The following is a 21,103-nucleotide window of genomic DNA, read 5'->3' as shown; positions in this document are numbered from 1 at the left end:
TTTTTACTGGGAGGGAATATGAATCTTACATCTATCTTTATGATCGGCATCGGTCTTTCCATGGATGCCTTCGCTGTTTCTATTGCAAAAGGCATGTGTCTCAGCAAAAAGGATGTCGCAAAAAGCGCATGGAAGCTTGCCTTTTATTTCGGATTGTTTCAGGCAGTTATGCCGCTTTTGGGTTGGTGGATCGGCAGTTATTTCCAAAGCTTGATCACATCCATCGATCATTGGATCGCTTTTATTCTATTAAGTATCATTGGCGGCAAAATGATATATGATGCCTTTCATCCCGAGGAGGCAGAATGTGCCCCTTTAACTGCTAAGCTCGTATTGCTTTTGGCGATAGCTACCAGTATTGATGCATTAGCCATCGGCGTCAGCTTTGCTTTTCTTCAGGTAGAGATAATTTCTGCTGTACTGATTATCGGTATCACAACCTTTATCCTCAGTTTTACGGCTGTTTATCTCGGCAACCGCTTAGGCGGCTTTTTACAAAAATACGCAGAATTGCTGGGCGGCTGTATACTTTTTATCATTGGTTTAAAAATTCTGATTGAACACTTATTTATATCCTAATCAAGTATTTTTTAATTGTCTTAAAATATGAAGCAATCCTTTTGACGAATAATCCAGAACACCTTTTTGATAAATGTGCGAGCCGCTCTTTGCCAGCATGAAGAATGCACTGCAGGCAAAAAAGAAGGATAATCCCAATTCATAAAAAGAAACCGAGCCCTGTAATATACGGCAAGGCATAAACAGCATAGATAAAAACGGAATAAAGGAAAAATAATAACCAATCCCTTCGTTTAGATGATAAGGCGTATTCAAGGAGATAGCCAGATAATAGACGATCAACATAATAATATAAAATGGAGCCTGTATATTTCCGGCTTCTTCAATATTGCTGATAAAGCTGGACACGATCACCATTAACAGTTGAATCAGCAGAATGCCCGCAAATAAAAATAAGAATACAAACATCAGTTTGACAAGAAGATCACCATGAACTGATAGACTTGACAGAAAGGATCCGAATGTTCGTTGGGAAATAGACGCAAGATGGAGTTGATCAATCACTTTCAGCAAACCGGTTCCCTGATCATAAAAATTCCTCACCAGCAGCCAGAACCCTGTGTAAACGCATATAGAAAGACACTGAAAAAGCACCACCAGCCATCCGACAATAATTTTGCTGATAAAATGCGTACGAGCGCTGACACTGGTCAAAATCAATTCCAAAGTCTTCGTAGCTTTTTCATAAACCACTTCATTGGCTACCGTAGTCGCAAAGGATATCATCATAAAATAAATACCCGTTATTACCATAAAGGTCATATTACTCTGCTGTTCATTATGATTTGTTTGTTTATCCGTTATCTGATTTTTCATAGTTATCGGAGTAATATATGCGTTCAGCATCTCATTCTGACCTTGCGTTTCATTCAGAATAGCTGTTTGTCTAGCTTGGGCGATCATTGCGGTCAACGCTTCTTTCATAGCCGGTTCAACCTTATACTGCGATTTTAGAGTGTATGTATTTTGTTGTTCCAGAATATAAGAAGATGTTCCTTTCGCTTTTTGATGCTTCCATTCTTCAAAATGAAAGAGCGTGGAATTCTGAGAAAGCAAAAATTCCTTCACATTTTCATCCAGATCCGCCAGATATACAGTTGGCGGTTCCAGCATATCCGGATTGATGAAATCGATGATACGGTCAGCAAATACAGCACATCCGATTAAGACAATCAAAATGATATTTAAAAGGATTTGTGCACCATTGCCAAAACGCCGCTTTAACGAAAAGTGTATCAGCTCATTCATGGATGCGTTCCTGAATAATTTCCGATAATGAAGGAAGTGCTAATGCATACTCATCCAAGCCTAATTTCATCGCTCTGCGAATAAGCTTCTCTGCGGCCGGCAGCGTATTCATATACAGGATCAATCTTCCGTTTTCATAAAAATAGTCACATACTCCCGCTTCATCGATCCAGCGGTCGATTTTCGTATCATTCATAATAACCCTGGTGGAGGAAGAGGCTCTTTTTAATGACGAAATTTTTCCTTGAAACAACAATTCCCCTTCTTTTAAATATAAAACACTGTCACAAAACTGTTCGATCACTTCATACTGATGTGACGAAATCATAATACACTTCTTATTCTTTTGGAGCTTGCGGATAACCTGCTGAAACAGGGTTACATTTTCAATATCCAGTCCATTCAGCGGCTCGTCGAAAATATAGATGTCCGGCTGATGAACCAGCGCACACGCCAATTGAACCTTCTGCTGATTTCCTTTAGAAAGCTCAGCAATTTTTCGATTCCGATATTTTGCAATATCGAGATAGCTCAGCCAATACCCTATCTGTTCCTCAAGCTCTCCGGTCGACATTTCTTTTAATCGTCCCAGATAAAAAATCTGATCATGTACCCGCAGATCACGCAGCAAACTGCGCTCTTCCGGAAGATAACCGAATAATCTGGTATTCGTTCGATCAATCGGCTTATTTTCGTAAAAAATCATTCCCTGATCCTGCTTCAAAAGACCTAGCAGAATACGAAACGTCGTAGTTTTTCCACTTCCGTTACTTCCCAAAATTCCCAGTATTTTACCTGGCTTCAGGGTAAAAGATATATCATGAATTCCTCGGTTGTTTCCATACATTTTGGATAAGTGTTCAACTTTCAGCATAAATATCACCTATTACCTTATACGAAAAAAAAGAGTTATTCCTAACTCTATTTTGAAATAAGTGTATAATCAAGAACTCTTGAACAGATAAATACAGAAATCAGGCCAAGTATCACCTTCACCGGACCATAGAAGACAAATCCCAGCAGCACGGTTGTCGAATCCATGATCATCAGGATCGTCGCGACTTTTATATGGAAGAATTTATTGATAATGATCGGTGGGATATCCATTCCTCCGGTACTCGCGCCAGCTCGCAGCACCAGTCCTATGCCAAAGCCAACCAACACCGCGCTTATAACTGTTGCGATCAAGATATTGAAGGTAAATGAGGGAAGGTACCGCATAACCAATTCCAGTAATACCGGATAAATAATACTGCTTACGATCGTCTTGCCGGCAAATTCTTTTCCCATGAATATAAATCCGCATACAAAGGTTACTGCGATCAAAAGATTAATAATGGAGTTCACCGGAACATGAACGATCGGCTCCAGCACAAGCGCAATTCCGTTGACCCCACCGCTGACAATCTGGTTAGGCAGGATAAAAACGCCGCCGGCAATTGCAAGCAGCAGGTTTCCGATGAAGATCATAATCAAATTGCGCATCCATTTTTGCATACTTATATATTTCCTCGTAAACATCACTAATTGTAACACACTTGTTATGAATGTAAACAGCAATTCCTATTCCAATAATCATGTCCCTCCCTTATCATAACTGTGTTATATTTTCATGAAAAAAGCAGCTCTTTTTTAAGAACTGCTCCTTCCATTATTTTATGATTGACGGAAGCCAGTGAGAATCAGGCTCCAGCTCTAATAATTTTGCAACTGTTGAGGCTACGTTTGCCAAGCCGAAATCACCTTCATCCATTGTTACATCACGATTGTAAATGATAAATGGAACTTTATTTAATGTATGAGAAGTCTTTGCTTTCAAAGCTGCTCCTTCTTTTTTCGGTTTTTCATACATCTCATCTGCATTGCCGTGATCCGCGGTTACGATCAGAATACCATTTACTGCATCCACAGCTTTCTTGATGCGCTTCAGATTCAGATCAACAGCTTCAACACCGATGATCGTTGCTTCATAGTCACCGGTATGTCCAACCATATCTCCGTTAGGATAATTCGTGCGCAGGAAATCATACTTGCCGCTTAAAATTGCTTCTACCAGGACATCCGTGATTTCTGCGGATTTCATCCATGGACGCTGATCGAATGGAACAACATCAGATTTGATTTCTACAAAATCCTCAAGTTCATTATCAAATTTTTCGCTGCGGTTGCCGTTCCAAAAATAGGTAACATGTCCAAATTTCTGCGTTTCGCTGATTGCATACTGACGGATGCCCTTATTTACTAAATACTCTGATAATGTAAATTTAATTTTTGGAGGATACGTCAGGAAATGATGAGGAATATTCAAATCTGCATCATACTGCAGCATTCCCGCATACATCACCTTTGGGATGCGGACACGATCGAATTTATCAAATGATTCATCGCCATCAAACGCCAATGAAATTTCCTGAGCACGATCACCGCGGAAGTTAAACAGAATGACACTGTCACCATCCTCGATCGTACCGACCGGCTGATCATCCTTTGCAATAACGAAAGGCGGCAGATCCTGATCGACTACACCAGTTTCGTTGCGATATGTTTCAATCGCTTCCTTTGCGGATGCGAACATTCTTCCTTCGCCCAGAACATGTGTATGCCATCCTTTTTCAACCATTGCCCAATTTGCTTCATAACGATCCATTGTAATATTCATGCGTCCGCCGCCGCTGGCGATGCAGGCATGAAATTGATCGTCATTCAAGGCTGCCATGTAAGCTTCAATCTCATCGACATAGATCAGCGCGCTGGTCTCAGGCACATCACGGCCGTCCAGCAGAATATGTAAACGAGCTTCCTTTACACCGTCCTTCTTAGCTTGACTGAGCAGTGACTTCAAATGGTTAATGTGAGAGTGAACATTTCCATCTGAGAGAAGTCCCAAAAAATGCATCGTACCGTTTTCGCAGTTAGAGATAAGCTCTTTCCATGTTTCGGTCGTGAACATATCACCACTGCTGATAGATTCATTTACCAATTTTGCACCTTGACTGTAAATCTGTCCACAGCCAAGTGCATTATGCCCAACCTCGCTGTTTCCCATATCTCCATCACTCGGCAAACCTACTGCCAAACCATGCGCTTTGATTTCTGTATGAGGACATGTCTTCCATAACTCATCAAGGGTAGGCGTATATGCATTTTTAACGGCGTTGCCCAGCTCATTATTGCTAATACCAACTCCGTCCATAACAACAAGTACTACAGGTCTTTTACTCATTACTAAATCCTCCTTTTACTATATAAGTATACAATGAAAAAACGTTATTCTCAACGATGTTACTCCGATGAAAGGGCTGTCATTTTTAAAAAATCAAAAATTTCACAAGATTGTGTCGATTTTTCGTGATCAATGCTCTTTTATGTGGATACTTATATACAGATCACAGGAAAATTTCATTCGCAGCTTTCATCAATACAGAGAACAACGGCTTGATGAATGATACTTTGTTAGCGAATTCATGGAGTTTACAAGTCATAATTCAACCTAGAGGAACTGAGGACACCAACTTAAACAAACAAAAAAAGCGCATGTGCGCTTTTTAATCTTTTACTCCAATAAATTCCTTTGGCTTTACTTTGCGCAGACGTCTCACCAGAACCGGGGTGATGATCAACGCAGCGACCATTGTAATAAAATTATAGCCGGCATTGTAATTGATTGAGAACAAAAATGCGGGCATACTGCCTGCCGCTCCTTCTCCCGGCCAAAAATATACACCCGAAATCACTTGGGAAATATATTTCAGCAGCATGCCGCCGACAACTCCGACATATACATTAGAAATTCTGATTTTCCCAATATGAATTGCCGGAAACAGAGAAGCAAGGCCGACGGCTACAAACGGCGCAATATAATCAAATACGACTTGTAGCGGCCCAACCATATAATTATTCATGCCAAACATCATACCCAGCAGCCAAGCCAAGAAACTGATACCGGCACCCCATTTCCACCCCATATGATAGGAAGCCATAAAGAGCGGAATTACCATTAATTCCAAAGATCCGCCGTTTGGCATCTGAATGATCGGCATTACCGTATTCAGATAATTGAGCGCGATGGCAAGCGCCAGATAAAAAGCTGCAAAAACAATTTTTCTAGTTTGTTGATTAACCATAAAAAAACACCTCCATGAGGCGTAAGCAAGCAATCGTAAAACGATTCGACTCCCTACGCTAGTACTAACTAGATCAGGTCATAAGGGACCGGCTGGATCACAGCACATCTCAGCCCATATTTGGGCGCCCCTGTCTTGACAGATTTTATTATAGCGGAATTTGGATGAAATTACTATCCTTTTCTATTACTTTAGCTGTTCAAAAAAATAAATGCTGCTTGAAAATAAAGAAAAGTCACTGCTTTTTTAAAATAAATATTTAATTTTGAAAGGTTTCGATGACGCTATGCGTATTTAGAGTGAAACACATATGGAGGTCTTTTATGAAAAAGAAAAATTTAATATTTATGAGCAGCACCGCAATCGTTTGCGCATTAGGGTTTGGATTACAGGTTCACGCATACGATGCAGATAACAAACCGACAGATAATTCGCCAGCGGAGAGATCATCTCAACAGACAGAAAAACCTGCAAAAGCATCTTACAACACTACAGGATCAGCAGTCGATGCTGACTCCACCGTTATCCAGTATCAGAATACCTGTTCGAAAGGTCATCTGAACTGTGACGGTCTTCACGCTAACAGCAATCATCAAAATCATGACCGAAATGATCATAGCGGTTCTGCGCACCACCAAAGTAATCTACACGGACATAATGAAAGCGTAGATCATCATGGTAAACACCATAATTAACTATGTTTTCCCAATGGATAGAAGTATACTTTAGATAAGAGGAAATTACATGCGATGTGAAGAAGAAGTATCTCAAGCAATTGACAAATATGGAGATATGATTCGTCGTATCTGTTTCATTCATTTAAAAAAAGAAACAGACGTAGATGATATTTTTCAGAATGTCTTTATAAAATATGCTACAAAAGATATCGCCTATGCTTCTGCAGAGCATGAAAAAGCATGGTTCATCCGCGTGAGCATTAACGAGTGTCAAAGTATGCTGCGGGGCTGGTTTCACCAGAAAGTAGATTTGCGTGATGATTTGAGTAAATACGGACTTGCGGAACCGGCCCATCATCCAGAAGTGCTGCAAGCAATCTTAAAGCTAAGGGATACATATCGAAATGTTGTTTATCTATATTATTATGAAGGATATAAAATTACGGAAATAGCCAAAATTCTAAACCGCAGTGAAAACACTATTCACACCTGGATGAAGCGAGCAAAGGAGCAACTGAAGGAAATGTTGGGAGGTGATCCTCTTGCGTAACCCATTATCTGATCTGGACAGCATCAAAGCAAACTCACAGCTAAAAACGAAAACGCTGCAAGCCGTTATGAAAAAACAGCCGTTAAAGCATAGAAGCTATGGTTGGGGCATCTTGGCATTGGGCTTTTGCTTTTTGCTGGCGTTCTTTCTGCAATTACCATTTAGCCGTTCCAATACTGCACCTGCGGTAAAAAAAGACATTTATGCCTATGTCAGTATTGATATTAATCCCAGCATGGAATTTCAACTCGATAAAAATAATAAAATTATCCATATTATCGATTATAACAAGGAAGCTGCTAATGTTTTGAAGCAGAAGGATCTAACCGGCTATACGATCGAAGAAGCAATGGACTGGCTCCTGACTGACAAGCTGATTCAAGATTATATGACAAAAGGATTTATGCAGGTAAGTGTATACAGTAAGGATACTACTCATTCAGTTGCCCTTGAAAAAGTCTTAAATATGGTTCTGTCCGCAAATCTTGATGCTTCGCAATATGGATGTTCGCACGCCTCCGAAGAGGAGCACCGATCAGCAAGTAAACATCATATGTCCTTTGGAAAATATCAGGTAATTGAAGAAATCATAAAATTGAATTCTGACTACCGTATCGATGATCTTCAAAACAAGAGCATGCAGGAACTGAAAACAATATATACTCAATTAAGTGGAAACACCAGTTTCCCAAATGATCATGATTCCCATCATAATGAAAATTCTAAACATCATAACAAATAGCTTGATAAAAAACAGTCTTCTGTATGGAAGACTGTTTTGCAATTATTTTGGACTTACTTTTTCGCGGAATTTTGGAGTTCGGAAATCGACACGCTTATTCATTTCAAAATACAGCGGGTGTTTATCCCAGCTGTTTAATGCTTCTGCAGAATAATGTGCAATCAACTGAAAGAATGGAAGATAATAGAAACATGTGAAAGGTTCTTCACAAGGCTTAGATACACGAATTGCACGTGCATCCTCCACCGATTTATCATTTGTTAGGATATAGATATGATCAGTAACATAACTCATTGCATGATACAGATCTACGGCATGCTGACTAGTTTCATCCCCACTGTCAATCAGGAACACAGTATACGCAGGATCTAACTGCAGTGCCGGTCCGTGAAGTACTTCATCCAATTCATAGCATATCGCAGGAATCTTAACTGCTTCACCAACCTTTAAAGCACCTTCCATCGCAGTACCATAGTTGGTTCCGCAGCCGCAAACATATGCTTTACTCATAGAAGTCATATCTTTCATATGGGATTTGAAAAATGCTTCTGTCTGATCACACACTTCTTTATGCATTTCCATAGCCTGCGTAATCTGTGCTTTTACTTCATTCACACGTTCCGCTTTGATGAATCCCTTTGCTTTCGCTGCATATGTTGCAAACATCATCAAATATTCTGTCAGCGTTTCTACCCCTTTTGTAACATAACCGACAGTTTCAATACCCACTCCCCAATCCAGCAGATAATCGCTGTAATCTTTAAAGTCACAGTCCTCGGTGCCGGTCAGTGAAATAGATTCATGATTGATCTCTTTCAGCTTTTTCAGTACCTCAACGCCGTTTGTGCTGGCTCCGCTTTGTGACAATAATACACAGAAGTCATCATCGCGAAGTAACTTATAGTCATGGTGAGCAAAATTATATGGAGTGACAATTTTCACATCGGTATGCAGCGTTTCCGCAACATATAAACGAGCACAGTTGCAGGATGTATAAGATGAACCTGACGCTACCAAAACAATATTGTGATATTCCTTTCGCAAATATAGATCAACCAGCGGTTTGGTCAGCTCCTCTGCTCGCTGTAAATTCGCTAAAACAGCTTTCGGGGTTTCCAGGATATAATCCATCATAGTTTCTTTCGTTTCCATATTTCCTCCTTATATGTTATGACAATATGTCATTAATAATATAGCACACCACCCTTTTAAAAGCAAGAAAGCATCCGTTCCTGCCTTGCCTATTAGAACCTGGTACCGTATAATAAAAAACAGAAAAAGAGGGGATTTTATGAAAGAATATTGGGATTTATTTTATACCTTCTGTAAACTGGGAGCCTTCACGTTTGGAGGCGGATATGCCATGCTGCCATTGATCGAAAAAGAAATCGTGGAAAAGCATAAATGGGCTACGCAGGAAGAAATTATGGATTATTACGCTGTTGCTCAGTGTACCCCTGGCATCATCGCGGTAAATGTAGCTACTTTTGTGGGCTATTATCGCAAACATATTTTAGGTGGTATTATCGCTACGATCGGAGTAGTATTTCCATCCATCATCATTATTTTGGTTATTGCATCCCTGCTTCAGAATTATTCCAGTCTTGCAGTGGTGCAGCATGCTCTCAGCGGTATTCGGGTTGCAGTATGCGTATTAATTTTGAACGCTGTCGTAAAATTGTGGAAATCAGGTATTCAAGACCGTTACGGTGCGGTTATTTTTGCCATTGTGCTCCTCATTGCTTCTTTTACCGGAGTACCAACAGTAGCAATCGTGGTTTCAGCGGCATTTGCCGGTTTTCTGAAAGTAAAATTCACAAAGGAGACATCTGACCAATGATATATTTGACCCTGATATATGAATTCTTTAAAATCGGTCTGTTTGCGATCGGCGGAGGACTCGCCACCATTCCGTTTTTAAGTGAACTGATTAACCGATATCACTGGTTTACTACCAGCATGCTGGCTGATATGATTGCGGTATCCGAATCCACACCCGGTGCAATCGGCATTAATATGGCGACCTTTGCCGGTTTCCATACCGCAGGAGTTTGGGGAGGAATATTGGCAACTCTGGGCTTGATTGCCCCAAGCATCATGATCATTTGTATTGTCGCAAAGCTATTGAAGCAGTTTAAAGACAGTCCCCTTATCGCGGCGCTGTTTTATGGTCTGCGCCCTGCTGTTACCGCCCTAATAGCATCAGCCGGACTCACTATCTTTGGCACTGCTCTCTTTCATATGGATGCCCTGCAGGACAGATCCATAAATGTACTTACCCTATTCAACCTGCCATGTATAGTATTGTTTGTTATTCTCTATTATCTTTCTAACCGTTATAAAAAGCTGCATCCAATCGTTTGGATTGCTTCTGCAGCAGTTATCGGTATTGTCTTCCAATTATAAAAGATCGTCATGATGACGATCTTTTTCTATTGCTGATAATTTATGCTTACATGGTTACACTATTACAGTTCTGTGATATTTCCTTTTTTATCAGCCAGAATAACACTCATATTTAAACTTTCCTTGACTGCTTCAGGAATTTCGTTCCACTGACGCCGGTATGTAATGGAATCATTAAATGCAATACTATAGTGTGTATCCACATTATCTATACGTTTAATGACTTCACTCAGTTTAACCGGCAATGTCTGACGGCGGCCTCGTTTGATGCCTTGAACATTGATGACCCAGCGCTTTTGATCGCTCTGCGCTTCAATATAGTCTTTATTTTCTTCATATTGCCAACCATGCTCCTCAAGCCATGATTTTACTAGATTGCTGAGATCTTCTGTATTATGCTTCATTTTTGCTTTGCGAGCCATTCGTTTTTCTTCTTCGCTTTTTGCGGGACGGCCGCGTTTTTTGTCAGGGAACATGCGGTTACGATTTTCCATATCATTTAAATGAAATTTAACCGTTAAATGCGAACCAAATCCTGTGGTTCCCTTTGGTCTCCGAATAATTTCATCACCCTCAAGCAGCATCTTGTAAATTGCCTGACAACAAGTCGGCATCGTCGCATGCTGCGGTGATACCTCTTCATGAAGCTGTTTGGAGTTAATTTCTAATGTAGTTTCTCCGGCCTGTAATGCATTCATTTTTTTCTGATTTAGTATATGTAGGTAGTCCTTGATTCCTGGTCCTTTCATATGTGCTTTCACGCTCCTTTATTGGTTACATTGTAAGGGTTTCAATTTGTCGAATTCCCACGATTGATGTCATCGTGCGAAAAAATTAAAAATATCGGTTATAATAGAAAAAAAGGTGATCATATGAAGAAATCTGTTTTTAAAAAAATTCTAGTCATTCTTGATGCAATTGAGACAAATGGTATAACGATTGATACAGCTCTTTTGATGATTCAACAGAAGCTGAATCAGGAAAATATCCAAATGGAAGCTTCCGAAACAGCTGAGCTGCTGAGACAGATGGATGAACTGCGTTTTTTTCGCCATGTTCCCCGCGGCATTGACTTAAGTCCGTCAGCTACAATCATGTCTCGAAGTGATCCTTCCACAGAAGTGGAAGCTCTTGCTCTGCTGGAATGTTTAATACGCAATAATGACTATCGCAATCAATTTCGTGAGCTGATCAAAACCAATCCGTTTCTAAGCGATGCACAACTCGCATCGCTTCTGCCTTCTCCGATTTTTTTTAAGCTTTTAAAAGAAACGGTACTTTATGAAATCAAGCAGGATACCTACCGCATCAATCCGCTGCTGCTAAGTGATGCAGCCCATATCATTATGGAATATGATGAATTGCACCCCTTGGTATCCACAACCCTATGCGCCTTATATACAGCCGATATCGTCAACCATGAAGATCAGTCGATTCCTTACCGAAATACTGATATGAAAATGATCGACTATCCCTATCGAAAAATTATTATGGATATTATTCCCCGTACCGGCATCCCCTGTGAACGTGAAGAAACCAAGGCTTTGCAGACATTCTATAAGGATACGCTTTTTCATGAATTTGAGCACTGCTGTCCGCTCTGCGGCATTGATCTTCCGCATATGCTGATTGCCTCACACATTAAACCGTTTCGTGACTGTGCACACATATATGAGTGCAGCGATTATCACAACGGCCTGCTGCTGTGCCGCAATCACGACTACCTGTTTGATCAGGGCTATATATCCTTTCAGGATGATGGATCAATTATGATCAGCGAAGAGCTGGCAGCAAAAGAAAATCTGGAATATGCCTATGCGATTCACACTGATGATGTACTTAGAAAGCCTTACCTTAATGAAACTCGCCGGATGTTTCTCGATTATCATCGCCAACATATTTTTAAAAAACAGTAAAAAAAGACTGCTTCACAACAGTCTTTATTTATCTTTGCTCGGCAGCTTGAATACTTGCTCTCCGTCTACTTTTTTGGTAACCATAAATTTACCGCGCGCATATCGCAGCACATAATCAGGATCTTCCAGGTTCTTCTTTTCGGTTTTCAATTCCTTAGTATCCTTTTTAATCTGTGCCAGCTCCTGTTCGGAAGCCTCAATATTCTGTTTTAGTTGAATCGTGGTAAATACTTCTTTCAAAGAATCATATGTCAGAAGGCAAGCAATGGCAAAAGCTAAGGTGCTCATCATCACTTTAAGCGGGCGACGCTTTTTCTTTGCCGTTTTCTTCGTGTCCTGAATGCTTCTTACTTCGCTCACGCAGCTTCCTCCTTCTCTTCCATTTTCTAATCGGTACTTTTATTATACCAACAAATTTCTTTTTGGCAATAGCCAGAGATTGGAAGAGCGGTCTGAAAAACCGGCCTATTTGTTTATATATATGTGTAAAAATCATAAAATAAAAGCGGTAAAAAAGATATATTCCAACTAAAAACAAGACAATCAGATAAAGGGTGGTTACTCCCCCGTTTATAAAAAACAAACCGCGAAACATCAGCAGTGTAAATATTAGATGAAAAAGGATTTCTCCCGTGCCTTTCAGAAAACGAAATCTAACGTATTTTAATAGATATTCAAGAAAACTAAAGGTACAGCCATAGAGCCATCCCATCATCAAATGATATAGAATTGACTGTACCTGCTGTCCCAGCAGCATTATTTAAAGATACGGGACATCATAGAATCTTTACCGCCTTTTTTATTAGAAACATAACTCATGCTTTCGATCAGCCCGCGAATTACTACATCACCGCGTTCCGTATCCAGTTTATCCAAGGTCAAATCTTTACCCTGCACAACCATCCAACCCTGTGCCGTTTCCATTAGGAACTCATTCGCATCGAAGCTGTCAATCTGTTTTACCCCGGTCAGTTCCATGATCTTGCGATCCTTCAATACCACATTGTGATAAGGGTTTGTTTCAAAACGCAATGGATTATTCGTATCGTCTATCATATATATCCTCCTCTTGATAAAGAATATGAAAGATTCAATCGGTTTATGACACCCGCATGCTTGTGTCAGGATTATGAAAATGGTACACTGTAAACATGTTGAAGCAGGAATATCGGACATATTATACCAAAGAGAAGAGGCGGTGATAGGATGAAGAAAATAGATGATTTAAAATCAGAATATGAAGAGATCGAAATCCCAAAAGATTTAGATACCTTCATCGATCAGGCTATTCATACTGCTTCAAGATCTCGTAAAAGAAGGCAAATTTTTATCGGAACGGGATGTGCCGCCGCTGCGATCGTTCTATCCTTCGGTGTTGCGGTTAATACATCAAAAGTATTCGCTCAAAGCGTTTTTAAGCTGCCGATCATCGGCGATGCAGCGAAAATAATCTGTATTCGCAATTATCAGGAAACGGATGCCTTTGCACAGTTTGATGTGATTATTCCGAAAATTGAAAATACCGGGAACCCAAAACTTGAACAAAAGGTTAACCGTGAAATAGAAAAACAAATGAATTTACTGATCGAACAATCTAAAAAAGAGATTCGAGAAATTCGCGATTTTGAGAAAGAAAACAAGCTCTCACCGGCATCCGGTAAAACAAAGATTACCGGTGATTATGCAATTACTTATAATAAAGATACCTATCTGTCCTTTCAGGTAACCGTCTCTGCTGTGCGTGCTGCCGCCTATACTCATACCACATTCTATAACCTTAATATTAAAATCGGAAAGACCTTCACCCTACAGGATCTTTATGGTGATAACTATGCGGATGTAGTACGGTCTGAAGTTTTGAGACAAATGGATGAGCGAAAGGCAAAGGATAACAGCCTTGTTTTCTTTGATACCTTTGAAATCAAAAAAGACCAAGCTTTTTATATCAATGATAAAAAACAAGTTGTTATTTATTTTGAAAAGTATAAATGTGCAGCAGGATACATGGGACCACAGGAATTCATTATGCCCTTTCCCTTCACCCTTCCATGAAAAAAGCAGCTATTACAGCTGCCCGGCAGATGATTCATCATCTGCTTTTTTTATGAATTTTTCTTCCATGATCTCAAACATTGTACCGGCTTCTGCCTTACTAACCTGTTTTTGAATCATCGATACGCGTACAGTTATCTCCCGATTTCCAAATAAAACCCGAATTACATCGCCGACCTTTACATCGGTACTGGGCTTGGCCACCCGTCCGTTCACATAGACACGTTCACTGTCTGCCAGTTCCTTGGAAACACTGCGCCGTTTCAGAATCCTCGCTACTTTCAGATATTTATCTAAACGCATATCCTCACCTCGCTAGGATTAGTGTATCATTTATTGTTCCTGTTGGCGAGTTAAAACTTTCGCAAAAGCCTCTACCGCAGCCAGTTCCGATTCACTCAGCTCCCGTTTATCATATAATACCACAAACGCTCCATACCAGTCACCATAGGCTACTACCGGATATAACACACCGTTATACAGTGCAGGATCATTTTCATATACCGCCTGCTGTTCAAAGTGCGTTATACGATGTACTTTACATTTCTTTGCGAATCCCTCTGAGATGGTTTTTCCATGACTTGCCAGCATTTCATCCTGCATAAACAAAACGGTATCCTCAAACATAGCTGTCAGAGTTTCACACATGATCTTGATTTCTTCCACATGACGTGACAGCAGATCATATTTTTGAATGATGATCCGATCCTGATCAATATAAAACTCTATAGAATCGCCCTCTTTCAGGCGATATTGTTTACGAATTTCCTTGGGTATTACCAATCTGCCTAAATCATCCAAACGACGTACTATTCCTGTTGATTTCACATTCAGACACTCCTTTACTAATCAATAGTATGGTCATAATTATTTCCAATATACCCCTGTTTCTGGAAATCCCATATAACATTTTTGTTATCCGAATTCAGGTAAAGTGACATGACCCTACCGCAGTGCGGTTCTTCCCTTTTCATCCTATTTTTTCATCACTATCATTGAATTTATGGTTATTATAACACTTAATTGCAACATTAACTATATATAATTAACCTTTTTATATTAAATTTAATAAAATGAATTTACGGAGGGGTGGATAAAAATGGTAATCACGCAGGAACGTGTAAGTATAGGCAAAGCGGTGGGAGATCGCATTACCTATCTTTGTAAAGAACGTAATATTTCTCTGAATAAATTAAGTATCATGTGCGGAATGACACAATCAACACTCAACAACATCATGAATGAAAAATCAAAGAATCCTACAATTGGTACAATCAAGATGGTTTGTGATGGGTTGGATATCAGTCTTGCTGAATTTTTTGATACGGACGCATTTCGCGGTCTAGATCAGGAATTGCAATAATTAAACACATGCTTATGAAAAGAATCCGGTTAAAATAGACAATAAAGACTTTTATCTATTAGCGGGATTCTTTTTCTTTTATGTAAAAAAGCTGCTGAATCAAGGATGAACTGTTCATCATGATTATTAACGATCAAAAAAAGGCATGATACCGGATACCCATGCCTTTTTCTTTTTTATCCTTTTTATGAAGGAGTTTTTGTATGTTCCAAAATTTCAATAACCGTTTTCAGCCAATCTTTATACTTGGGCAGACGGACAGTTATCTTCTGATTGGTATAGCGAATTTTTATATCTTTGGAGATTGTGGTCATGCGTTCAAATAACTTTATCCCATCCACATGGCTGCTCCAGGATTCATCAAATGTAATGATAACTTCTTGAGTAGTTTCCCGGAAAGCTTCCACATGCTCCTCATTAACAAGAATATCCAGACGCTTCTTCTCAAACAGCAGTTGCACAGCTTTAGGAAGTTTACCGTAATTATCGGCAATTTCATCCATCATGCTCAGCAGCTCCTGTTTGGTCGTAATCTTTTCCATGCGCTGATACAGCGTTAACTTTTCATAGTCCTCTGGCGCGAATTGTTCAGGGATATATGCATCTAGTTTTGCATTTGTCTTTTTGAGCTCTCTGATTTCCGCTTTAGGAAGTCCTTTTTCTTCACGAATGGCTTCGTTCAGCATTTCGATATACATATCAATACCAATAGTATCAATGAAACCTGCCTGCTGCGGTCCTAACATATCACCGGCACCGCGGATCGTCAGATCTCGCATCGCAATTTTATAACCGCTGCCAAGCTGTGTAAACTCTTTGATCGATTTCAAGCGCTTCATTGCTATCTCTGACAGCTGTTTCTGCGGAGAATACATCAGATAAGCATAAGCCAGACGATCACTTCGGCCAACCCGACCCTTGATCTGATACAGCTGTGATAGGCCAAATCGGTCGGCATTCTCAATAAGAATCGTATTGGCATTGGGAATGTCAATGCCGGTTTCAATAATTGTCGTACATACCAAAACATGATACTCATTATTCGTAAACCGCATCATAACATCCTCGATATCGTCGCGGCTCATCTGTCCGTGAGCAACTCCGATTGCCACATCCGGAAGCATGTTTTGAATACGCCGGGCTGTCTGATAAATTTCTTTCACATTGTTGAAAAGATAGAATACTTGTCCGTTCCGAGATAATTCACGCTGGATAATTTCTTTGATAACTTGAAAATTTTTTTCGATGACATACGTTTGTACCGGCATGCGGTTTAATGGCGGTGTATCCAGCTGCGATAAGGCGCGGATACCGATGAGTGACATTTGAAGCGTTCGGGGAATCGGAGTCGCGGAGAGCGAAAGCACATCTACACTGTGCTTTAATTCCTTGATTTTTTCTTTATGCTCAACACCGAAGCGCTGTTCCTCATCAATTACCAGAAAACCCAGATCCTTGAATACAACATCCTTGGACAACAGCCGATGGGTACCGATCAGAATATCCACGTTTCCTTTTTTTAAATCAGAAATGATCTTTCTTTGATCAGAAGGAGTAACAAATCGATTCAATACTGCGATTTTCACAGGATAGTTCTGAAAACGATGCAGGAAGGTCTGATAGTGCTGAAGTGACAGAATCGTTGTCGGACACAAAAAGGCGACCTGCTTATTATCCAAGACGGCCTTGAATGCGGCACGGATCGCTACTTCCGTTTTACCGAAACCCACATCTCCGCACAACAGCCGATCCATCGGTTTATCAAGCTCCATATCGGCCTTGATTTCCGCGATCGCCCGGCGCTGATCATCCGTTAATTCATATTCAAAATCATCTTCAAACTGTTTCTGAAAGACTGTATCCTTACTGAATGCATGACCGATATGCTCTTCTCTATTTGCATATAAATGTACAAGCCGCTGTGCAAGCTCCGCGATATTTTCACGGATTTTTGACTTTGTACGTTCCCAATCGCCGCTTCCAATTTTATTTAATTTTGGGACAGCTCCTTCCTTTGAAACAAATTTACGAATCAGCTGAAATTGCTCCAGCGGTACAAATAAGACATCATTGCCTTTGTAAGCAATCTTTAAAAAGTCCTTATGTACATTGTCGATTTCCCGATTGACAATACCAAGATATTTACCGATACCGTGTTCGTTATGCACAACATAATCACCCGGGTCAAGCTCCTGAAAATTATGGAGCACTTCTGCTTCTTTAAATTTGTTCTGATAGCGGGCCAGCCGCGGTCTCACCTGAAAAATTTCTTTTGCGGTACATACCATTAAATTCTCCCGATTCATGATAAAGCCTTCCGGAAGTTCTTTTTCAAGCAATGAGATCCCCTTTGGAATACTATCCTCTTGAGAAAGCATCGTCCATTCATAATTATGCTCATTCAAATATTGCTTCACCTGCGGCAGCTCATGATGATTTAAAGTAAATAATAGACGCATATTTTTTGCTTCCAGCAGGATATTCTCCATGATTTTATCAAATCCTAAATTGGGCTGTGAAATACTTGTAATCTGCGAACTTACTGCTTTTACTCCCTGAACAAAAAGTCCGATATTCATCGGATGATAAGGGGCTGTAATACGATCCAAATCCGCAAACAGCTGATAAAGCGGAAGCATTTTTTGTTCATTGACAAGCTCCTGAACATAAGAGATTGTTTCTTCTTGGATATGTTTGTAAGAAGTTTTCAATTCTTCCAGGCTGGAAAAAATGATTTGCGGTTGTTTGGTATAATCCAAAATGGTGTAGTGTTTGGACAGCAGCGAAAAATATGGGTAAAGGTGTCCATCTGTCTGATGATTGGTAATTGCATCTAAGTCGTCATTGATATAGTTTTCCAGTTGGTTTGAAGCTTTCTGTTTTAAAGTCAACTGGCTGAGCTTCATCTGTGTCTGTTCCGCCATTTCTCTGAGTTCTTCATTATCTAACAGAAAATCCGTAGCCGGGATGATCCATGCATTTTGTATAGTTTCAATCGTTCGCTGTGTGCTGATATCAAAATATCGTATGCTATCTATCTCATTATCGAAAAATTCAATACGCAGCGGATGTTCATGATTGATGGAGTACACATCAACGATCCCGCCGCGGCTTGCATAGCACAAGGGCTGATCAATTCGGGATACCCGCCGATATCCTGCCTGAAAGAGCTGCGCCTTTAGCTTTTCAAATCCATATTCATCCCCAGTCTTTATATGAAGGGCACAGGACTGAAAAACCTCCGGTTTGGGCAAATAACGCAGCAGTGCTCCGATGTGCGTAACTAAAATACATGCTTGCTCCTCCAGCAACTGTGACATGGTTTCTAATTGATTTGCCTTCATTTCCGGAGAAGCCGCGATTGCTTCCACTCTTAGTGAATCCTCAGCCGCAAACAATAGAACATGATCATCCAGCAGCGATAAAAGACGCTGATAGAGCTGCTGCGCTGAATATAAAGTATTCTTAACAATTACCATAGAACGCTTTGTCTGCACAAAGGCTGTACTAAGCAAAAGCGCTTCTTCCATCGGCTGAACGTTGCCAAGATGATCCTCGTTCCGAATTAAACTGGAAACTGCCGGATTGGCCGCACATTCACGAAGTATCGTATTCATGATCTACTTCCTGTTATACAAACCCATCACATCCGAAAAGGGTTTTATAATGCTTGCTTCTGCGGCTTGAGCAGCTCGTTTTACTGCGTCCTGATGAAGCTCGCGGTCACTCTTAGGAATTTTACCTAATACATAGTCTGCTGTCAGCATCAGCTTATCATTGCCGATGCCAACACGAATACGCTTAAAATCTTGGGTATGCAGATGAGCGATAATATTTTTAATGCCATTTTGACCGCCGGCACTTCCTTGTTCGCGAAGCCGCAGCTTGCCAACCGGAAGATCAAGATCATCATAGATAACAAGAATATCATCCGCTGTAAGCTGATAAAATTTCATTGCTTCATATACAGCTTCCCCGGACAAATTCATATATGTCTGCGGTTTCATCAGAAGTATCTTTTCTCCCTGTACCATTGTTTGACCAATCAAAGCTTTGAATTTTTTTTGATCGATGGGACAATGAAGGGATGAAGCCAATTCATCCATAACCATAAAACCAGTATTATGTCTGGTTTTTTCATATTGTTTTCCGGGGTTTCCTAATCCTACTATCAATTTCATGATCCACCTCACTACATTCTTGCCTATCTATTATACCCCAAAGTATCATGAAAGCCAGCATAAATAAAAAAGATAAAGCATGAATAACTTTATCTTTCAGATCGTAAAATAGGTGTTTTTCGGATATGAATCACATGAGAAGATTTACGCTTGCGATAAATCGGTCCCTCTATGATCCGTCGTTTGATCGGTGTACGGCGATGATAATGGGTTCGAATCAAGCTTTCATCCTGTTTCGCTTCCGAAAGCTGTTTGCTTATTTCTTGCCGATCGCGCATTTCCTGTACCAGATTATCAAAATAATATAGCTGCATATTTTTACGCGCTGTTGTATTTTCAACTGTAATTTCCGGATTGCGCTCATAGATCAATTGAATATAACGATGAAGTTTTTCCTTTGTCAGCGTATTGGATAAGGTTACATGGTGTTTAGACGTATCCCAGGCAACCAGTGAATAGCGATTAAAATCACCATAGCGGTATACGTGGTAATGAAGCAGGGTAATATCCTCAAACGGATAGATTTCATATTGCCAGTTTTTTGATACATAGAGAAACTGATCGCCGAACCCCAGACGGTTTTTGCGCAGGCGCTCGCGGAAATCCTCATCAATTGCCTGACGCTGGTCTTCTCGCAGTGCCTGAAGCTGTTTTTTTATTTTGTGTTGGTAAATACCGCTGACTTCCAGCAAAATCACAATGATGATCAAAATAATCAGGAGAATTGTACTGTAAATGGATACGGTTATTTCGATTTTTTTACTGTTCCCTATATATCCATTACGAAAAATTAATTTGGTATAAGCCTCTTCAGACATATCATCTGCGATGATTTGTTCACGTTTATCTAATTCATCAAAACCGCCTCGCAGGACGATCGACTGATGATTTTGAAGCTTCATCATTAATTCTGCATCTAATTTTTTATCAAATCCAATCAAAATCGGTTGCTTATGTCCGGAATGATATAAGTAATACATATACTTTGATTTTTGAATTTGACGCAGCGGTATCATCGACTGATCATTTGCCTGAATCTCTAAATATTGATTATGCGGATCATGGATATCAAAGGAATCTTTTGGCTTGTCTTTCAGCAATTGCGGATATATTTCATCAAGTGCTGCCGGACCGCTCTGGTAATTTATTATTTTTGTCCCCCAGCTGCTTCCAATCACATAAAGAATCATGATCAAGCCGATCAGAATTAATTCTGTCATCTGCCTCGATCTCTTTTTACATTCGCGATAAAATAAACTCATATC

General features: G+C 40.1%; 24 protein-coding genes and 1 riboswitch. Of the genes, 9 read left to right on the top strand and 15 right to left on the bottom strand.

Annotated features, from left to right (window positions below; genetic code table 11):
* The first annotated feature begins 18 nt into the window (after positions 1 to 18).
* Positions 19 to 579 carry a manganese efflux pump MntP gene (locus tag GSF08_RS01760; protein ID WP_160624154.1) on the top strand — a complete coding sequence of 187 codons (561 nt, stop codon included), beginning with the start codon at positions 19 to 21 and terminating at the stop codon, positions 577 to 579.
* On the opposite strand, the gene GSF08_RS01755 is transcribed toward GSF08_RS01760, so the two are convergent.
* The 5 genes from GSF08_RS01755 to GSF08_RS01735 form a co-directional block, all read right to left on the bottom strand.
* On the bottom strand, positions 580 to 1,827 hold the full coding sequence (locus GSF08_RS01755; RefSeq protein WP_160624153.1) for an ABC transporter permease: 1,248 nt from the start codon (positions 1,825 to 1,827) through the stop codon (positions 580 to 582).
* Positions 1,820 to 2,701, bottom strand: a complete 882-nt coding sequence (locus GSF08_RS01750; RefSeq protein ID WP_160624152.1) for an ABC transporter ATP-binding protein — start codon at positions 2,699 to 2,701, stop codon at positions 1,820 to 1,822. Before GSF08_RS01750 ends, GSF08_RS01755 begins: the two co-directional genes overlap by 8 nt.
* Before the next feature lie 47 nt (positions 2,702 to 2,748).
* Complete coding sequence (locus GSF08_RS01745; protein WP_160624151.1) at positions 2,749 to 3,324, bottom strand: YitT family protein; 576 nt, start codon at positions 3,322 to 3,324, stop codon at positions 2,749 to 2,751.
* Between the two features lie 154 nt (positions 3,325 to 3,478).
* The gene (gpmI, locus tag GSF08_RS01740) at positions 3,479 to 5,050 is read right to left on the bottom strand and encodes a 2,3-bisphosphoglycerate-independent phosphoglycerate mutase (RefSeq protein ID WP_160624150.1); all 1,572 of its coding nucleotides are present in this window, start codon (positions 5,048 to 5,050) and stop codon (positions 3,479 to 3,481) included.
* A 322-nt stretch (positions 5,051 to 5,372) separates the two neighbouring features.
* On the bottom strand, positions 5,373 to 5,951 hold the full coding sequence (locus GSF08_RS01735; RefSeq protein ID WP_160624149.1) for an energy-coupled thiamine transporter ThiT: 579 nt from the start codon (positions 5,949 to 5,951) through the stop codon (positions 5,373 to 5,375).
* 33 nt (positions 5,952 to 5,984) lie between these two features.
* Positions 5,985 to 6,093, bottom strand: a riboswitch (TPP riboswitch).
* Between the two features lie 181 nt (positions 6,094 to 6,274).
* On the opposite strand from GSF08_RS01735, the gene GSF08_RS01730 reads away from it, so the two are divergent.
* Genes GSF08_RS01730 through GSF08_RS01720 form a run of 3 tightly spaced genes read left to right on the top strand, consistent with a single transcriptional unit; the run spans position 6,275 to position 7,920 of the window.
* Positions 6,275 to 6,646, top strand: a complete 372-nt coding sequence (locus tag GSF08_RS01730; protein WP_160624148.1) for a hypothetical protein — start codon at positions 6,275 to 6,277, stop codon at positions 6,644 to 6,646.
* 49 nt (positions 6,647 to 6,695) lie between these two features.
* Positions 6,696 to 7,178 (top strand): RNA polymerase sigma factor, encoded by a 483-nt coding sequence (locus tag GSF08_RS01725; RefSeq protein WP_160624147.1) that lies wholly within the window; start codon positions 6,696 to 6,698, stop codon positions 7,176 to 7,178.
* Positions 7,171 to 7,920, top strand: coding sequence for an anti-sigma-I factor RsgI family protein (locus GSF08_RS01720; RefSeq protein WP_160624146.1), 750 nt, complete (start codon positions 7,171 to 7,173; stop codon positions 7,918 to 7,920). The genes GSF08_RS01725 and GSF08_RS01720 overlap by 8 nt, the downstream gene beginning before the upstream one ends.
* Positions 7,921 to 7,962: 42 nt before the next feature.
* On the opposite strand, the gene GSF08_RS01715 is transcribed toward GSF08_RS01720, so the two are convergent.
* Positions 7,963 to 9,072 carry an SIS domain-containing protein gene (locus GSF08_RS01715; RefSeq protein ID WP_160624145.1) on the bottom strand — a complete coding sequence of 370 codons (1,110 nt, stop codon included), beginning with the start codon at positions 9,070 to 9,072 and terminating at the stop codon, positions 7,963 to 7,965.
* A gap of 139 nt (positions 9,073 to 9,211) precedes the next feature.
* Between GSF08_RS01715 and GSF08_RS01710 the strand changes: the two genes are divergently transcribed.
* Positions 9,212 to 9,760, top strand: coding sequence for a chromate transporter (locus tag GSF08_RS01710; protein WP_160624144.1), 549 nt, complete (start codon positions 9,212 to 9,214; stop codon positions 9,758 to 9,760).
* On the top strand, positions 9,757 to 10,326 hold the full coding sequence (locus tag GSF08_RS01705; protein WP_160624143.1) for a chromate transporter: 570 nt from the start codon (positions 9,757 to 9,759) through the stop codon (positions 10,324 to 10,326). Before GSF08_RS01710 ends, GSF08_RS01705 begins: the two co-directional genes overlap by 4 nt.
* A 62-nt stretch (positions 10,327 to 10,388) precedes the next feature.
* On the opposite strand, the gene GSF08_RS01700 is transcribed toward GSF08_RS01705, so the two are convergent.
* Entirely contained in the window at positions 10,389 to 11,075 is a 687-nt protein-coding gene (locus GSF08_RS01700; protein ID WP_160624142.1) for an AT hook domain-containing protein, read from the bottom strand.
* Between the two features lie 123 nt (positions 11,076 to 11,198).
* On the opposite strand from GSF08_RS01700, the gene GSF08_RS01695 reads away from it, so the two are divergent.
* Positions 11,199 to 12,242, top strand: a complete 1,044-nt coding sequence (locus GSF08_RS01695) for an HNH endonuclease (RefSeq protein WP_160624141.1) — start codon at positions 11,199 to 11,201, stop codon at positions 12,240 to 12,242.
* A 24-nt stretch (positions 12,243 to 12,266) separates the two neighbouring features.
* Here GSF08_RS01695 and GSF08_RS01690 read toward each other — a convergent pair whose 3' ends face one another.
* From GSF08_RS01690 to yabP, 3 genes are read right to left on the bottom strand one after another with little or no spacing between them, the layout of a single operon-like run.
* Positions 12,267 to 12,602, bottom strand: a complete 336-nt coding sequence (locus GSF08_RS01690; protein ID WP_347337975.1) for a septum formation initiator family protein — start codon at positions 12,600 to 12,602, stop codon at positions 12,267 to 12,269.
* Positions 12,538 to 12,999 (bottom strand): spore cortex biosynthesis protein YabQ, encoded by a 462-nt coding sequence (yabQ, locus tag GSF08_RS11740; RefSeq protein WP_430641172.1) that lies wholly within the window; start codon positions 12,997 to 12,999, stop codon positions 12,538 to 12,540. The genes GSF08_RS01690 and yabQ overlap by 65 nt, the downstream gene beginning before the upstream one ends.
* Positions 12,999 to 13,298: a sporulation protein YabP gene (gene yabP, locus GSF08_RS01685; protein ID WP_160624140.1), complete on the bottom strand. Its 300-nt coding sequence runs from the start codon at positions 13,296 to 13,298 to the stop codon at positions 12,999 to 13,001. Before yabP ends, yabQ begins: the two co-directional genes overlap by 1 nt.
* A 150-nt stretch (positions 13,299 to 13,448) precedes the next feature.
* On the opposite strand from yabP, the gene GSF08_RS01680 reads away from it, so the two are divergent.
* Positions 13,449 to 14,294 carry a DUF3298 and DUF4163 domain-containing protein gene (locus tag GSF08_RS01680; protein WP_160624139.1) on the top strand — a complete coding sequence of 282 codons (846 nt, stop codon included), beginning with the start codon at positions 13,449 to 13,451 and terminating at the stop codon, positions 14,292 to 14,294.
* Positions 14,295 to 14,306: 12 nt separating this feature from the next.
* Here GSF08_RS01680 and GSF08_RS01675 read toward each other — a convergent pair whose 3' ends face one another.
* A complete protein-coding gene (locus tag GSF08_RS01675; RefSeq protein WP_160624138.1) occupies positions 14,307 to 14,597 on the bottom strand; it encodes an RNA-binding S4 domain-containing protein in 291 nt (96 codons plus the stop codon).
* Between the two features lie 30 nt (positions 14,598 to 14,627).
* Positions 14,628 to 15,122, bottom strand: a complete 495-nt coding sequence (locus tag GSF08_RS01670; RefSeq protein WP_160624137.1) for an AbrB/MazE/SpoVT family DNA-binding domain-containing protein — start codon at positions 15,120 to 15,122, stop codon at positions 14,628 to 14,630.
* 271 nt (positions 15,123 to 15,393) lie between these two features.
* On the opposite strand from GSF08_RS01670, the gene GSF08_RS01665 reads away from it, so the two are divergent.
* Positions 15,394 to 15,657: a helix-turn-helix domain-containing protein gene (locus GSF08_RS01665; protein WP_160624136.1), complete on the top strand. Its 264-nt coding sequence runs from the start codon at positions 15,394 to 15,396 to the stop codon at positions 15,655 to 15,657.
* A 185-nt stretch (positions 15,658 to 15,842) separates the two neighbouring features.
* On the opposite strand, the gene mfd is transcribed toward GSF08_RS01665, so the two are convergent.
* The 3 genes from mfd to GSF08_RS01650 form a co-directional block, all read right to left on the bottom strand.
* Positions 15,843 to 19,274, bottom strand: coding sequence for a transcription-repair coupling factor (mfd, locus tag GSF08_RS01660; protein ID WP_160624135.1), 3,432 nt, complete (start codon positions 19,272 to 19,274; stop codon positions 15,843 to 15,845).
* Positions 19,275 to 19,277: 3 nt separating this feature from the next.
* Positions 19,278 to 19,838, bottom strand: a complete 561-nt coding sequence (gene pth, locus GSF08_RS01655) for an aminoacyl-tRNA hydrolase (RefSeq protein ID WP_160624134.1) — start codon at positions 19,836 to 19,838, stop codon at positions 19,278 to 19,280.
* 89 nt (positions 19,839 to 19,927) lie between these two features.
* On the bottom strand, positions 19,928 to 21,058 hold the full coding sequence (locus GSF08_RS01650; RefSeq protein ID WP_160624133.1) for a DUF6709 family protein: 1,131 nt from the start codon (positions 21,056 to 21,058) through the stop codon (positions 19,928 to 19,930).
* Positions 21,059 to 21,103: the final 45 nt, after the last annotated feature.

This window comes from Copranaerobaculum intestinale (assembly GCF_009831105.1).
Classification (GTDB): domain Bacteria; phylum Bacillota_I; class Bacilli_A; order Erysipelotrichales; family Erysipelotrichaceae; genus Copranaerobaculum; species Copranaerobaculum intestinale.
The sequence above is the reverse complement of the archived record's forward strand: the minus strand, read 5'-3'. Positions and strand labels throughout refer to the sequence as shown.

Coding starts and splice junctions, on each gene's coding strand:
- GSF08_RS01710 (WP_160624144.1), top strand. CDS start 9,212: ATGAAAGAATATTGGGATTTATTTTATACCTTCTGTAAACTGGGAGCC.
- GSF08_RS01680 (WP_160624139.1), top strand. CDS start 13,449: ATGAAGAAAATAGATGATTTAAAATCAGAATATGAAGAGATCGAAATC.
- GSF08_RS01695 (WP_160624141.1), top strand. CDS start 11,199: ATGAAGAAATCTGTTTTTAAAAAAATTCTAGTCATTCTTGATGCAATT.
- pth (WP_160624134.1), bottom strand. CDS start 19,838: ATGAAATTGATAGTAGGATTAGGAAACCCCGGAAAACAATATGAAAAA.
- GSF08_RS01675 (WP_160624138.1), bottom strand. CDS start 14,597: ATGCGTTTAGATAAATATCTGAAAGTAGCGAGGATTCTGAAACGGCGC.
- GSF08_RS01725 (WP_160624147.1), top strand. CDS start 6,696: ATGCGATGTGAAGAAGAAGTATCTCAAGCAATTGACAAATATGGAGAT.
- GSF08_RS01750 (WP_160624152.1), bottom strand. CDS start 2,701: ATGCTGAAAGTTGAACACTTATCCAAAATGTATGGAAACAACCGAGGA.
- GSF08_RS01730 (WP_160624148.1), top strand. CDS start 6,275: ATGAAAAAGAAAAATTTAATATTTATGAGCAGCACCGCAATCGTTTGC.
- GSF08_RS01735 (WP_160624149.1), bottom strand. CDS start 5,951: ATGGTTAATCAACAAACTAGAAAAATTGTTTTTGCAGCTTTTTATCTG.
- yabP (WP_160624140.1), bottom strand. CDS start 13,298: ATGATAGACGATACGAATAATCCATTGCGTTTTGAAACAAACCCTTAT.
- yabQ (WP_430641172.1), bottom strand. CDS start 12,999: ATGCTGCTGGGACAGCAGGTACAGTCAATTCTATATCATTTGATGATG.
- mfd (WP_160624135.1), bottom strand. CDS start 19,274: ATGAATACGATACTTCGTGAATGTGCGGCCAATCCGGCAGTTTCCAGT.
- GSF08_RS01755 (WP_160624153.1), bottom strand. CDS start 1,827: ATGAATGAGCTGATACACTTTTCGTTAAAGCGGCGTTTTGGCAATGGT.
- GSF08_RS01760 (WP_160624154.1), top strand. CDS start 19: ATGAATCTTACATCTATCTTTATGATCGGCATCGGTCTTTCCATGGAT.
- GSF08_RS01715 (WP_160624145.1), bottom strand. CDS start 9,072: ATGGAAACGAAAGAAACTATGATGGATTATATCCTGGAAACCCCGAAA.
- GSF08_RS01745 (WP_160624151.1), bottom strand. CDS start 3,324: ATGCAAAAATGGATGCGCAATTTGATTATGATCTTCATCGGAAACCTG.
- gpmI (WP_160624150.1), bottom strand. CDS start 5,050: ATGAGTAAAAGACCTGTAGTACTTGTTGTTATGGACGGAGTTGGTATT.
- GSF08_RS01700 (WP_160624142.1), bottom strand. CDS start 11,075: ATGAAAGGACCAGGAATCAAGGACTACCTACATATACTAAATCAGAAA.
- GSF08_RS01665 (WP_160624136.1), top strand. CDS start 15,394: ATGGTAATCACGCAGGAACGTGTAAGTATAGGCAAAGCGGTGGGAGAT.
- GSF08_RS01650 (WP_160624133.1), bottom strand. CDS start 21,058: ATGACAGAATTAATTCTGATCGGCTTGATCATGATTCTTTATGTGATT.
- GSF08_RS01705 (WP_160624143.1), top strand. CDS start 9,757: ATGATATATTTGACCCTGATATATGAATTCTTTAAAATCGGTCTGTTT.